The following is a 12212-nucleotide window of genomic DNA, read 5'->3' on the forward strand; positions in this document are numbered from 1 at the left end:
GGTCGTAGAATGACCCTCGCCGAACGCAGAATTTGAGTGGAGAGAACCATGAGTGCAGTCCAGAGCGTAGGTCCAAAAGACCTGCCAGCATTGCAGGAGCAGGTCGAGGCGATCATCGCCGAAGCGCGCCGCCAGGGGGCCAGCGCCTGCGAAGTGGCAGTATCGCTGGAGCAGGGCTTGTCCACCACAGTACGCCAGCGTGAGGTCGAAACGGTTGAGTTCAACCGCGACCAGGGCTTTGGTATCACCCTCTATGTCGGCCAGCGCAAGGGGTCGGCCAGCACCTCGGCCAGCGGCCCTGAAGCGATCCGTGAAACCGTCGCCGCAGCCTTGGCAATTGCCAAGCATACTTCCGAGGACGAATGTTCCGGCCTGGCCGACGCGGCACTGATGGCCCGCGAGATTCCAGACCTGGACTTGTACCACGACTGGGATCTGGAGCCCGAGAAGGCCATCGAGATGGCCCTGACCTGTGAGGCGGCGGCGTTCGACGCCGACCCGCGCATCCTCAACGCCGATGGCACCACCTTCAATACCCACCAGGGCTGTCGCGTGTATGGCAACAGCCATGGCTTCATCGGTGGCTACGCGTCGACCCGGCACAGCCTAAGCTGCGTGATGATCGCCGAAGGCGATGGGCAGATGCAGCGTGACTACTGGTACGACGTGAACCGCCAGGGCAACCTGCTGGCCGACCCTCGCAGCATTGGTGTGCGTGCTGCGCAACGTGCCGCCAGCCGGCTGGGTGCGCGGCCGGTGCCGACCTGCGAGGTGCCGGTGCTGTTTTCGGCCGAGCTGGCTGGTGGCCTGTTTGGCAGCTTCCTGTCGGCCATTTCCGGTGGCAACTTGTACCGCAAATCGTCATTCCTTGAGGGGACCCTCGGCCAGCGCCTGTTCCCCGCCTGGCTGACCCTCGACGAGCGCCCGCACATTCCGCGTGCACTGGCCAGTGCGGCATTCGATGGTGACGGCCTGGCGACCTATGCCAAGCCATTCGTCGACAAGGGCGAGCTGGTGTCGTACCTGCTGGGTACTTATTCCGGGCGCAAGCTGGGGCTGCCAAGCACCGCCAACGCCGGCGGCGTGCATAACCTGTTTGTCAGCCATGGTGTCGAAGATCAGGCGGCGCTGATCCGGCGCATGGGCCGCGGGCTGCTGGTAACCGAACTGATGGGGCATGGCCTGAACATGGTGACGGGGGATTACTCCCGTGGCGCGGCGGGGTTCTGGGTGGAAAATGGCGAGATCCAGCACGCGGTGCAGGAAGTGACCATTGCTGGCAACATGAAAGACATGTTCCAACAGATTGTCGCGATCGGTAGCGATCTGGAGACCCGCAGCAATATCCACACGGGGTCGGTGTTGATTGAGCGAATGACGGTTGCCGGTAGCTAGTCTACTGCCAGTACCGGCCCCTTCGCGGGCACGCGCGCGCCTACAACGTTGGATGTAGGAGCGGGCATGCCCGCGAAGAAACCAACGCGGTGCCTGCTACCGGCTGCGCCGGTGTTCGCAGACACGCGCTCGCTTATTCGCCTTCGTCGAAGAAGTTGTTGATCAACTCGACCAGCGCGTCCATGGCGTCGGTGTCCTGCTCGCCTTCGGTATGCAGGTGCACCTGGGTGCCTTTGCCGGCCGCAAGCATCATAACCGCCATGATGCTTTTGCCATCCACCAGCTTGTCCGGTGCACGACCAACCCGCACCTGGCAGGGGAAACGGCCGGCAACGCCGACAAACTTGGCTGCCGCCCGAGCATGCAGCCCCAGCTTGTTGATGATGGTGATTTCACGGGCGGGCATGGTGGGGCGGATCCTTGGGCTAGAGGTCGCGGTGGCGGACCTGGACGTTTTTCAGGGATTGCTGCAGCAACTGGCCAAGGCGTTCGGTGATGTATACCGAGCGGTGGTGGCCGCCGGTGCAGCCAATCGCGATGGTGACGTAGGCGCGATTACTGGCGGCGAAGCGGGGCAGCCACTTGAGCAGGTAGCTGGAAATGTCGTTGAACATGTCTTCGACATCCGGCTGGGCAGCCAGGTAGTCGATTACCGGTTGCTCAAGGCCGGAGTGCTCGCGCAACTCGGGCTTCCAGTAGGGGTTGGGCAGGCAGCGCACATCGAACACCAGGTCTGCGTCCACCGGCATGCCGCGCTTGAAACCGAACGACTCGACCAGGAATGCGGTACCAGGCTCGGGCTGGTTGAGCAGGCGTAGCTTGATCGAATCACGCAACTGGTAAAGGTTCAGGTTGGTGGTGTCGATCTTCAGGTCGGCCAGGTCGGAAATCGGCCCCAGCAGGTCGCTCTCCACGCGGATCGCCTCTGCCAGCGAGCGATTGGCATTGGTCAGCGGGTGGCGTCGGCGGGTTTCCGAGAAGCGCTTGAGCAGCGTGTCTTCATCAGCATCCAGGTACAGCACGTCGCAGTGGATATGCCGGGCACGGGCTTCTTCAAGCAGTTCGGGGAAGCGCGTCAGGTGGCTGGGCAGGTTGCGCGCGTCGATCGACACGGCGACCTTGGGTTGCTGCAGCTCGGTGTTGATCAGCGCGCTTTCCGCCAGCTGCGGTAGCAGCCCGGCAGGCAGGTTGTCGATGCAGTAGAAACCGTTGTCTTCCAGGACATCGAGGGCGGTGCTCTTGCCGGAGCCGGACCGGCCGCTGACGATGATCAGGCGCATGTTCAGTGCTCGTTCTGTACGTCCAGGACAACCTGGAACAGGGCCTCGCTGCTGGTGGCCGCACGCAGGCGATCACGCACCTCTTTGCGATCGAGCATGCTGGCAATCTGGCGCAGCAGTTCCAGATGGGCATCGGTGGCGGCTTCTGGCACCAGCAGTACGAACAGCAGGTCCACAGGCGCGCCATCGATGGCGTCGTAGTCGATAGGTGCTTCCAGGTGCAGCAGGGCGCTGACCGGAGCAGAACAACCTTCAAGCCGGCAGTGCGGAATGGCGATACCATTACCGAAACCGGTCGAACCGAGCTTTTCCCGGGCGACCAATTTTTCGAAGACGTCTTGCATCTCCAGTTCTGGCACTTGGTCGGCGATGACGGTGGCGACCTTTTCCAGGGCGCGCTTCTTACTGCCGCCCGGCACGTTCACGAGGGAACGGCCGGGGGTCAGGATGGTTTCAAGTCGGATCATGGATGAGGGGGATCAGCGGGCAGCTGCACCTTGCAGCAGGCTTTGCTGTTTTTCCTTGTGTTTTTTCAGTTGGCGGTCGAGCTTGTCAGCCAAGGCGTCGATCGCTGCATACATGTCTTCGTGTTCGGCGTTGGCAACCACTTCGCCGCCGGGAATCTGCAGGGTCGCCTCGACCTTCTGCTGCAACTTCTCGACTTTCATGATGACCTGCACGTTGGTGATCTTATCGAAGTGACTTTCCACGCGAGCGAGTTTTTCAAGCACGTAATCGCGCAGTGGTTGGGTGACTTCTACATGCTGTCCACTGATATTGACTTGCATACAGCTTCTCCTTTGTTGCCCGTGCATAAAGAGGCAGGTCTTGCACCTGCCCCGCAAACGCTGTGGCTCATCTCAGGGGCTACATCAGTCGCTTGCGCTCGCTCGACGGTGCAATGCCGAGGGACTCGCGGTACTTGGCGACGGTGCGACGGGCTACCTGGATGCCTTGTGCCTCCAGTAAACCAGCGATCTTGCTGTCACTCAATGGCTTTTTCTGATTTTCCGCTGCAACCAGTTTTTTGATGATCGCGCGGATCGCCGTGGACGAGCACTCTCCGCCTTCGGAGGTGCTGACGTGGCTGGAGAAAAAGTATTTCAGTTCGTAGATACCGCGCGGTGTGTGCATGTATTTCTGCGTGGTAACCCGTGAAATGGTCGATTCGTGCATGCCCACCGCTTCGGCGATGTCATGCAGTACCAACGGTTTCATCGCTTCGTCGCCGTGGTCGAGGAAGCCACGCTGGTGCTCGACGATCTGCGTGGCGACCTTCATCAGGGTTTCGTTGCGGCTTTGCAGGCTCTTGATGAACCAGCGCGCTTCCTGCAACTGGTTACGCATGAAGGTGTTGTCGGCGCTGGTGTCGGCGCGGCGCACAAACCCGGCGTATTGCGGGTTGACGCGCAAGCGCGGGATGGCCTCCTGGTTCAGCTCCACCAGCCAGCGCTCACTGTCTTTGCGCACGATGACGTCGGGCACTACGTACTCAGGCTCGCTGGACTCGATCTGTGAACCGGGGCGCGGGTTGAGGCTTTGCACCAGCTCGATGACTTGGCGCAGCTCGTCTTCCTTGATTTTCATGCGCCGCATCAACTGGCTGTAGTCACGGCCGCCAAGCAGGTCGATGAAATCGCTGACCAGGCGCTTGGCTTCGCTCATCCACGGGGTATTGGCGGGCAGTTGGCGCAGCTGCAGCAGCAAGCATTCGCCCAAGGTGCGGGCGCCGACGCCGGCCGGCTCGAACTGCTGGATGCGGTGCAGGACCGCTTCGACTTCGTCCAGCTCGATATCCAGCTCGGGGTCAAAACCGGCGCAGATTTCCTCGAGGGTGTCTTCCAGGTAGCCCTGGCCGTTGATGCTGTCGATCAGGGTCACGGCGATCAGGCGGTCGGTGTCGGACATCGGTGCCAGGTTGAGCTGCCACAGCAAGTGGCTTTGCAGGCTTTCGCCGGCTGATGTACGGGTGGTGAAATCCCACTCGTCGTCATCATTGCTCGGCAGGCTGCTGGCGCTGGTCTGGTAGATGTCTTCCCAGGCAGTGTCGACCGGCAGCTCGTTGGGAATACGTTCGCCCCACTCACCGTCTTCCAGGTTGTCGGCACTGACGGTGCTTTCCTGGAAGCTGTTGTCCTGGGCTTCGGCGGCTGGTTTGTTCTCGGCGTTGTCCGCCATCGGGTCGCTGTTGTCGAAGTCTTCGCCGTCTTCCTGACGTTCGAGCATCGGGTTCGACTCCAGCGCTTCCTGGATTTCCTGTTGGAGGTCCAGGGTAGAGAGCTGGAGCAGGCGGATGGCCTGTTGCAACTGCGGTGTCATCGTCAGTTGCTGGCCCATTTTTAGGACGAGCGATGGTTTCATGGCTGGGGCTAATACCTTGTTCGCCGGCGCGCATGCGCCATCCACTACACGAGGGCGCCGAGGCGCCAGATCAAGCAAGTTTTATGCCTTAAATTGTAGCGTTTGCCTAGAGTACCGTAACAACTTAACCCCGGTTTCAGGGCGATTCGCCAGTACTCCAGGCGCGTGCTGGGGTCAGAGCCGGAACTCGTGGCCCAGGTAAACCTCTTTAACCAAGTCGTTGGCCAGGATGGTTTCGGCATCGCCTTCGGCGATTAACCGGCCATCATTGACGATATAGGCGGTTTCGCAGATATCCAGTGTTTCACGCACGTTGTGGTCGGTGATCAGTACACCGATGCCCTTGGCCTTGAGGTGATGGATGATCTGCTTGATGTCGCCGACCGAAATCGGGTCTACACCCGCGAACGGTTCGTCCAGCAAGATGAATTTGGGTGCGGTCGCCAGGGCCCGGGCAATCTCGACGCGGCGGCGTTCACCGCCGGACAAGCTCATGCCGAGGTTGTCGCGAATGTGGCTGATGTGGAATTCCTGCAGCAGGCTTTCCAGCTCCTTGCGCCTACCATCGCGGTCGAGGTCCTTGCGGGTCTCGAGGATAGCCATGATGTTGTCGGCCACCGACAGCTTGCGGAAGATCGAGGCTTCCTGCGGCAGGTAGCCGATGCCGGCGCGGGCGCGACCGTGCATGGGCTGGTGGCTGACGTCCAGGTTGTCGATCAGTACGCGACCCTGCTCGGCCTGGACCAGGCCGACGATCATGTAGAAACAGGTGGTCTTGCCGGCGCCGTTGGGGCCGAGCAGGCCGACGATCTGGCCGCTGTCGATCGACAGGCTGACGTCACGTACGACTTGCCGCCCCTTGTAGCTCTTGGCCAGGTGCTGGGCTTTGAGGGTTGCCATTTACTCGGCCTTCTTCTTGGGCTGGATCACCATGTCGATACGCTGACGTGGTTGGGTGACGTTGCCACCTCGCCCGGCAGTCGCCACCTGGGTCTTGGTGTTGTAGACGATTTTCTCGCCTTCGGTGGTGTTGCCCTCGTTCTCGACCTTGGCGCGATCGGTGAGGATCACGGTGTCTTTCTGTGCTTGGTACTGAATAGTCACCGCCCAGCCTTTCATCTTGTCAGGCTTGTCAGTGCTCTGCTGCTGCTCGAAGTAGGCCAGGTTGCCTACCGAGGTGACAACGTCGATGTCACCATTGGTGGCGCGCGTCATGGTCACCGTATTGCCTTTGATCATCATCGACCCTTGGGTGATGATCACGTCACCGGTATAGGTGGCCACGCCTTGCTTGTCGTCCAGGTGCGCGTTGTCGGCCTGAATACGAATCGGCTGGTCACGGTCATTCGGCAGGGCGAAGGCGCTCGCGCTTCCCAGTGCAGCGCTCAGGCTGAGCAAAAGGGGGAGGGTTTTAACGAGCCTCATACTGTCCTCTTACGTTAGAGAGCAGGTCCATCCTGCCTTCTTTCAAATACGCTTTCATGCCCTTGCCCGTGGTTGTGCCACCGGCGCCGTCGATTCTAACGGCTTGCTCGGTCTGCGCATATTGCTTCTGCGGGAATACGGTCATGCGTGAGCTGGTGATAATGGTTTCGCGTTGCTTTTCGTCGGTGCGTGCAACGCGTACCTGGTTGATCAATTCGACCTCGGTGCCGTCCGGGTTTACCTCGGCACGCTCGCTCTGGACGTGCCAGGGGTATTGGGTACCGCGGTACATGTGCAGGTCCGGTGTGGTCACCAAGGTGATTTCACTGGCCTTCATATGTTCGACCTTGTCGGCGGTCATTTCATATTGCAGCTTGCCGTCAGGCAGGTACTGCACGCTGTGGGCATTGATCGCATAGTAGTCGATGGCGCTTTCATCGACCTGGGCCACCGGCTGGTCGAGGAAGCTTTCCGGGCTGACATTCCAGTAGCCGATGGCTACCAGCACGGCGGCGATCACCGCCAGCAGCGCGATATTGCGAACTTTCTTGCTGGACATGGGCAGCCTTAAAGGTAATTGGCGTTGGCAGCGTCCAGGGTGCCCTGGGCCTGCATGATCAGTTCGCAGAACTCACGGGCGGCGCCTTCGCCACCGCGAGCCTGGGTCACGCCATGGGCGTGTTGGCGAACAAAGGGTGCGGCATTGGCCACCGCCATTCCCAGGCCGACCCGGCGAATCACCGGCAGGTCAGGCAGGTCATCGCCCAGGTAGGCGACCTGTTCATAGCTTAGGCCCAGTTCGGTCAGCAGGCCGTCAAGTACCACCAATTTGTCCTCGCGGCCCTGGTAAAGGTGCGGGATGCCGAGGTTTTTGGCGCGGCGCTCGACCACCGGCGTGTTGCGCCCGCTGATGATCGCCGTGGTCACGCCCGACGCCATGAGCATCTTGATGCCCTGGCCATCGAGGGTGTTGAAGGTCTTGAACTCGCTGCCGTCTTCGAGGAAGTACAGGCGGCCATCGGTCAGTACGCCATCGACGTCGAACACCGCCAGCTTGATGGCCTTGCCGCGCTGCATGAGGTTCTGGCTCATTCCATCGCTCCTTACATTACACCAGCGCGCAACAGGTCGTGCATGTTCAGGGCGCCGGTAGGCCGGTCGTCCTGGTCTACGACAACCAGTGCGTTGATCTTGTGGTCTTCCATAATCTTCAATGCTTCGGCTGCGAGCATTTCGGCGCGTGCGGTTTTGCCATGCACGGTCATTACCTGGTCGATCAGCGTGGTGTGCACGTCGATGTTGCGGTCCAGGCTGCGACGCAGGTCGCCGTCGGTGAAGATCCCGGCCAACTTGCCATCCGCTTCGAGGATGGCGGTCATGCCCAGGCCTTTGTGGGACATTTCAAGCAAGGCGTCCTTCAGCAAGGTGCCGCGCTGGACCTGTGGCAGGTCGTCGCCGGCGTGCATGATGTTTTCGACCTTGAGCAGCAAGCGCCGCCCAAGCGCACCCCCTGGGTGCGAAAAGGCGAAGTCTTCCGCCGTGAAACCACGGGCTTCGAGCAGTGCGATGGCCAGGGCGTCGCCCAGCACCAGCGAGGCCGTGGTGGAGGAGGTGGGGGCCAGGTTGAGTGGGCATGCCTCCTGGGCGACGCGGGCATCGAGGTTAACCTCGGCAGCCTGGGCCAGGACCGAGTCAGGGTTGCCGGTAAGGCTGATCAGCGGGATGCCCATGCGCTTGATCAGCGGCAACAGCGTAACGATTTCGGCGGTGCTGCCGGAGTTCGACAGGGCCAGGATGATATCGTTGCGGGTGATCATGCCCATGTCGCCATGGCTGGCTTCCGCGGGATGGACGAAAAACGCCGGGGTGCCTGTGCTTGCCAGGGTGGCGGCAATCTTGTTGCCGATGTGCCCGGACTTGCCCATGCCAAGCACGATAACCCGTCCCTTGATCGCCAGGATCAGCTCGCAGGCTTTGACAAAGTTTTCATCGATACGCGCCAGCAGGCCCTCGACGGCCTCGAGTTCCAGGCGCAAGGTGCGCTGGGCGGATTGGATCAGCTCGCTGGATTGGCTCATGTCAAAAAAGCAATGCCTGGTAAAAAGGCGGCGATTATAGCCGCAATGAAAGAAACCCTCACCCTTTCGATTGCCGTGGCGAATGTCCTTCATGCCTGTCGTAGGGCTGAACGACTCGTTGCCCGGCCTTGGGGAGGCGCTGTGAGCGGTGCTATAGTTCGCCGCTATTCGGCCAGCCAGGGGGCGCGTGTGCCTTCCAGACGAAGGCCGGCGTCCATTAGGACGAGGCTGCACTAGCAAGGAGTCTAGATGAGTGTGGATAGCGCCTACGCGGTCGAGTTGAAGGGGGTTACCTTCAAACGCGGTTCGCGCAGCATTTTCAGCAACGTCGACATTCGCATCCCGCGCGGCAAGGTCACCGGTATCATGGGGCCATCGGGTTGCGGCAAGACCACGTTGCTCCGGCTGATGGGCGCGCAACTGCGCCCATCCAGCGGTGAGGTATGGGTTGCCGGGCAAAACCTGCCGACGCTGTCGCGCAGCGACCTGTTCGACGCCCGCAAGCAAATGGGCGTGCTGTTTCAGAGCGGCGCGTTGTTCACCGACCTCGATGTGTTCGAGAACGTCGCGTTTCCGTTGCGCGTGCACACTCAGCTGTCGGACGAAATGATCCGCGACATCGTGCTGATGAAGCTGCAGGCCGTAGGCCTGCGCGGTGCCATCGACCTGATGCCTGACGAGCTGTCTGGCGGCATGAAGCGCCGTGTGGCGCTGGCGCGGGCGATTGCCCTGGACCCGCAGATTCTCATGTACGACGAGCCGTTCGTCGGTCAGGACCCGATTGCCATGGGGGTGTTGGTGCGGCTGATCCGCCTGCTCAACGATGCCCTGGGCATCACCAGCATCGTCGTTTCCCACGACCTGGCCGAAACCGCCAGCATCGCCGACTACATCTACGTGGTGGGTGATGGCCAGGTGCTTGGCCAGGGCACGCCTGACGAACTGATGGGCTCGGACAACCCGCGCATTCGCCAGTTCATGAAGGGCGACCCGGACGGCCCGGTACCTTTCCACTTTCCCGCGCCTGATTACCGCGCCGACCTGTTGGGGGCGCGTTGATGCGCAGAAAATCCTTACTCGAGCGGGTGCGCCTGCTGGGCCGCTCGGCGATCGACGTGCTGGCGGTACTGGGGCGTTCCTGCCTGTTCTTGTTCCATGCACTGGTCGGGCGCGGCGGCATTGGCGGCGGTTTTCAGCTGCTGACCAAGCAGCTGTACTCGGTGGGCGTGCTGTCGTTGGCGATCGTGGTCGTGTCCGGTGTGTTCATCGGCATGGTGCTGGCGCTGCAGGGCTACAGCATCCTGACCAAGTACGGCTCGGAGCAGGCGGTAGGGCAGATGGTTGCCCTGACCCTGCTGCGCGAGCTCGGCCCGGTGGTGACGGCGCTGCTGTTCGCTGGCCGTGCCGGCTCGGCACTGACCGCCGAGATTGGCAACATGAAGTCCACCGAGCAGCTGTCGAGCCTGGAAATGATCGGCGTCGACCCGCTCAAGTACATCGTTGCGCCACGCCTGTGGGCCGGTTTCATCTCGTTGCCGCTGCTGGCGCTGATCTTCAGTGTGGTTGGTATCTGGGGTGGCTCGTGGGTGGCGGTGGACTGGCTTGGCGTCTACGAGGGTTCGTTCTGGGCCAACATGCAGAACAGTGTTTCTTTCACCGATGACGTGCTTAACGGGCTGGTAAAGAGCCTGGTATTCGCCTTTGTCACAACCTGGATCGCCGTATTCCAGGGGTACGACTGTGAACCCACCTCAGAAGGGATCAGCCGTGCCACCACCAAGACCGTGGTCTATGCCTCGTTGGCAGTGCTGGGTCTGGACTTTATTCTGACCGCCTTGATGTTTGGAGATTTCTGATGCAAAACCGCACCCTGGAAATCGGTGTCGGCCTGTTCCTCCTGGCCGGGATCCTGGCGCTGCTGCTGCTGGCCCTGCGTGTCAGCGGGCTGTCGGCCAGCCCGAGCAGCGATACCTATAAAGTTTATGCCTACTTCGACAATATCGCCGGTTTGACGGTCAGAGCTAAAGTGACCATGGCCGGTGTGACCATCGGCAAGGTCACCGCCATCGATCTGGACCGTGATTCCTACACCGGTCGGGTGACTTTGCAACTGGACAAGTCGGTGGACAACCTGCCGAACGACTCCACTGCTTCGATCCTGACCGCTGGGTTGCTTGGCGAGAAGTACATCGGCATCAGCGTGGGCGGTGAAGAAGAAGTGCTCAAGGACGGCGCGACCATCCACGACACCCAGTCGGCACTGGTGCTTGAAGATCTGATTGGCAAGTTCCTGCTCAACTCCGTTGGCAAGGAACCGAAAGAAGCGCAACCGGCTAATTAAGGAGTTTCCATGATTTCCATCCTGCGACGTGGCCTGCTGGTCCTGCTGGCGGCCTTCCCCCTGCTGACCATGGCCGCGCAATCGCCCCACGACGTGATTCAGGGCACCACCACCGAACTGCTCGGCGACCTCAAGGCGAACAAGGAGCAGTACAAGACCAACCCCAACGCCTTCTACGATTCGCTGAACCGTATCCTTGGCCCGGTAGTGGACGCTGACGGCATTTCCCGCAGCATCATGACCGTCAAGTATTCGCGCAAGGCCACCCCTGCGCAGATGCAGCGCTTCCAGGAAAACTTCAAGCGCAGCCTGTTGCAGTTCTATGGCAACGCCCTGCTCGAATACAACAACCAGGGCATCACCGTCGACCCGGCCAAGGCCGATGACGGCAAGCGCGCCAGCGTGGGCATGAAGGTCACCGGCAACAACGGTGCGGTGTACCCGGTGCAATACACCATGGAAAACATCGGTGGCGAATGGAAGGTGCGTAACGTGATCGTCAACGGCATCAACATCGGCAAGTTGTTCCGTGACCAATTCGCCGATGCCATGCAGCGCAATGGCAACGACCTGGACAAAACCATCGACGGTTGGGCCGGTGAAGTGGCCAAGGCCAAGCAAGCTGCCGACGTCTCGCCAGAGAAGACCGTCAAATGAGTGAGGCCGGCGTAAGCATGGCCGCACCGGGCGTGTTGTGCCTGGCGGGTGTGCTGGACTACCGCAGCGGGCCAGTCCTGCGCAAGCAGGGCAAGGCGCTGATCGCGGCTTGCCGCGAGGCGCAGTTGGTGCTCGACTGCTCCCAGGTGCAGCATTCCACCAGCGTTGGCCTGTCGCTGCTGCTGGCTTTCATGCGGGATGCACAGGCTGCCGGCAAGGGCTGCCAGGTGCGCAGCATGCCTGATGACATGCGCGAAATCGCCGGGGTTTATGACCTCGACGAGGTGCTGGCAAGCTGATGGCCCTGAGCGGGTGATGGCCCCTCGGTCAGCGAAGCCTTCGTTGGGCTTCGCAGGCGGGGGGCTTTTTTGTATGATGGCCGACCCGTGCGCATCGGGCGCCGATTGAGGTTGAGCATGCAGGCCGTAGAAGTTAAAAGCTTCCTTGAAGAGAAATTGCCGGGTTCCCGGGTCGAAGTTGAAGGCGAAGGCTGCAACTTCCAGTTGAACGTGATCAGCGACGAGTTGGCTGGCTTGAGCCCGGTCAAACGCCAGCAGGCGATCTATGCTCACCTGAATCCGTGGATCGCCAATGGCAGCATCCATGCGGTAACCATGAAATTTTTCAGCAGCGCAGCCTGGGCTGAGCGCACCTGAGCCAACTTGGCGGCGAGAT

The 12212-nt window shown here is 61.0% G+C and carries 17 protein-coding genes; 7 read left to right on the plus strand and 10 right to left on the minus strand.

The genetic code is table 11. The features are described 5' to 3' along the window. The first annotated feature begins 48 nt into the window (after positions 1 to 48). Positions 49 to 1395: a metalloprotease PmbA gene (gene pmbA, locus DV532_RS04780; RefSeq protein ID WP_056795938.1), complete on the plus strand. Its 1347-nt coding sequence runs from the start codon at positions 49 to 51 to the stop codon at positions 1393 to 1395. A 133-nt stretch (positions 1396 to 1528) separates the two neighbouring features. On the opposite strand, the gene DV532_RS04785 is transcribed toward pmbA, so the two are convergent. From DV532_RS04785 to DV532_RS04830, 10 genes are all read right to left on the minus strand, one after another. After that, the gene (locus DV532_RS04785; protein WP_056795941.1) at positions 1529 to 1801 is read right to left on the minus strand and encodes an HPr family phosphocarrier protein; all 273 of its coding nucleotides are present in this window, start codon (positions 1799 to 1801) and stop codon (positions 1529 to 1531) included. 19 nt (positions 1802 to 1820) lie between these two features. Further along, complete coding sequence (gene rapZ, locus DV532_RS04790; protein WP_056795944.1) at positions 1821 to 2675, minus strand: RNase adapter RapZ; 855 nt, start codon at positions 2673 to 2675, stop codon at positions 1821 to 1823. A gap of 2 nt (positions 2676 to 2677) precedes the next feature. After that, positions 2678 to 3142, minus strand: a complete 465-nt coding sequence (gene ptsN, locus DV532_RS04795) for a PTS IIA-like nitrogen regulatory protein PtsN (RefSeq protein WP_016713139.1) — start codon at positions 3140 to 3142, stop codon at positions 2678 to 2680. A gap of 12 nt (positions 3143 to 3154) precedes the next feature. After that, positions 3155 to 3463, minus strand: coding sequence for a ribosome hibernation-promoting factor, HPF/YfiA family (hpf, locus tag DV532_RS04800; protein ID WP_003255135.1), 309 nt, complete (start codon positions 3461 to 3463; stop codon positions 3155 to 3157). A 79-nt stretch (positions 3464 to 3542) separates the two neighbouring features. After that, positions 3543 to 5036 carry an RNA polymerase factor sigma-54 gene (locus DV532_RS04805; protein ID WP_056795946.1) on the minus strand — a complete coding sequence of 498 codons (1494 nt, stop codon included), beginning with the start codon at positions 5034 to 5036 and terminating at the stop codon, positions 3543 to 3545. Positions 5037 to 5210: 174 nt separating this feature from the next. Then, on the minus strand, positions 5211 to 5936 hold the full coding sequence (lptB, locus tag DV532_RS04810) for an LPS export ABC transporter ATP-binding protein (protein WP_003255132.1): 726 nt from the start codon (positions 5934 to 5936) through the stop codon (positions 5211 to 5213). Continuing rightward, entirely contained in the window at positions 5937 to 6461 is a 525-nt protein-coding gene (lptA, locus tag DV532_RS04815) for a lipopolysaccharide transport periplasmic protein LptA (RefSeq protein WP_056795949.1), read from the minus strand. Then, on the minus strand, positions 6448 to 7020 hold the full coding sequence (gene lptC, locus DV532_RS04820; RefSeq protein ID WP_056795951.1) for an LPS export ABC transporter periplasmic protein LptC: 573 nt from the start codon (positions 7018 to 7020) through the stop codon (positions 6448 to 6450). The genes lptA and lptC overlap by 14 nt, the downstream gene beginning before the upstream one ends. An 8-nt stretch (positions 7021 to 7028) precedes the next feature. After that, a complete protein-coding gene (locus DV532_RS04825; protein WP_056795953.1) occupies positions 7029 to 7553 on the minus strand; it encodes an HAD family hydrolase in 525 nt (174 codons plus the stop codon). Between the two features lie 11 nt (positions 7554 to 7564). After that, positions 7565 to 8539 (minus strand): KpsF/GutQ family sugar-phosphate isomerase, encoded by a 975-nt coding sequence (locus DV532_RS04830; protein WP_056795955.1) that lies wholly within the window; start codon positions 8537 to 8539, stop codon positions 7565 to 7567. A gap of 249 nt (positions 8540 to 8788) precedes the next feature. Here DV532_RS04830 and DV532_RS04835 point away from each other — a divergent pair, with 249 nt between their 5' ends. The 6 genes from DV532_RS04835 to DV532_RS04860 all read left to right on the plus strand — a co-directional run bounded on the left by DV532_RS04835 (position 8789) and on the right by DV532_RS04860 (position 12193). Next, the gene (locus tag DV532_RS04835) at positions 8789 to 9598 is read left to right on the plus strand and encodes an ATP-binding cassette domain-containing protein (protein WP_012270662.1); all 810 of its coding nucleotides are present in this window, start codon (positions 8789 to 8791) and stop codon (positions 9596 to 9598) included. After that, positions 9598 to 10395: a lipid asymmetry maintenance ABC transporter permease subunit MlaE gene (gene mlaE, locus DV532_RS04840; protein WP_012270663.1), complete on the plus strand. Its 798-nt coding sequence runs from the start codon at positions 9598 to 9600 to the stop codon at positions 10393 to 10395. Before DV532_RS04835 ends, mlaE begins: the two co-directional genes overlap by 1 nt. Beyond that, positions 10395 to 10880, plus strand: coding sequence for an outer membrane lipid asymmetry maintenance protein MlaD (gene mlaD, locus DV532_RS04845; protein ID WP_056795957.1), 486 nt, complete (start codon positions 10395 to 10397; stop codon positions 10878 to 10880). Before mlaE ends, mlaD begins: the two co-directional genes overlap by 1 nt. Before the next feature lie 9 nt (positions 10881 to 10889). Then, a complete protein-coding gene (locus tag DV532_RS04850) occupies positions 10890 to 11537 on the plus strand; it encodes a phospholipid-binding protein MlaC (protein ID WP_056795969.1) in 648 nt (215 codons plus the stop codon). Continuing rightward, positions 11534 to 11836 (plus strand): lipid asymmetry maintenance protein MlaB, encoded by a 303-nt coding sequence (locus DV532_RS04855; protein WP_056795972.1) that lies wholly within the window; start codon positions 11534 to 11536, stop codon positions 11834 to 11836. The genes DV532_RS04850 and DV532_RS04855 overlap by 4 nt, the downstream gene beginning before the upstream one ends. Before the next feature lie 117 nt (positions 11837 to 11953). Beyond that, positions 11954 to 12193 carry a BolA family protein gene (locus DV532_RS04860; RefSeq protein WP_003255121.1) on the plus strand — a complete coding sequence of 80 codons (240 nt, stop codon included), beginning with the start codon at positions 11954 to 11956 and terminating at the stop codon, positions 12191 to 12193. Positions 12194 to 12212 lie beyond the last annotated feature (19 nt).

This window comes from Pseudomonas sp. Leaf58, assembly GCF_003627215.1.
In the GTDB taxonomy this organism is placed as follows: domain Bacteria; phylum Pseudomonadota; class Gammaproteobacteria; order Pseudomonadales; family Pseudomonadaceae; genus Aquipseudomonas.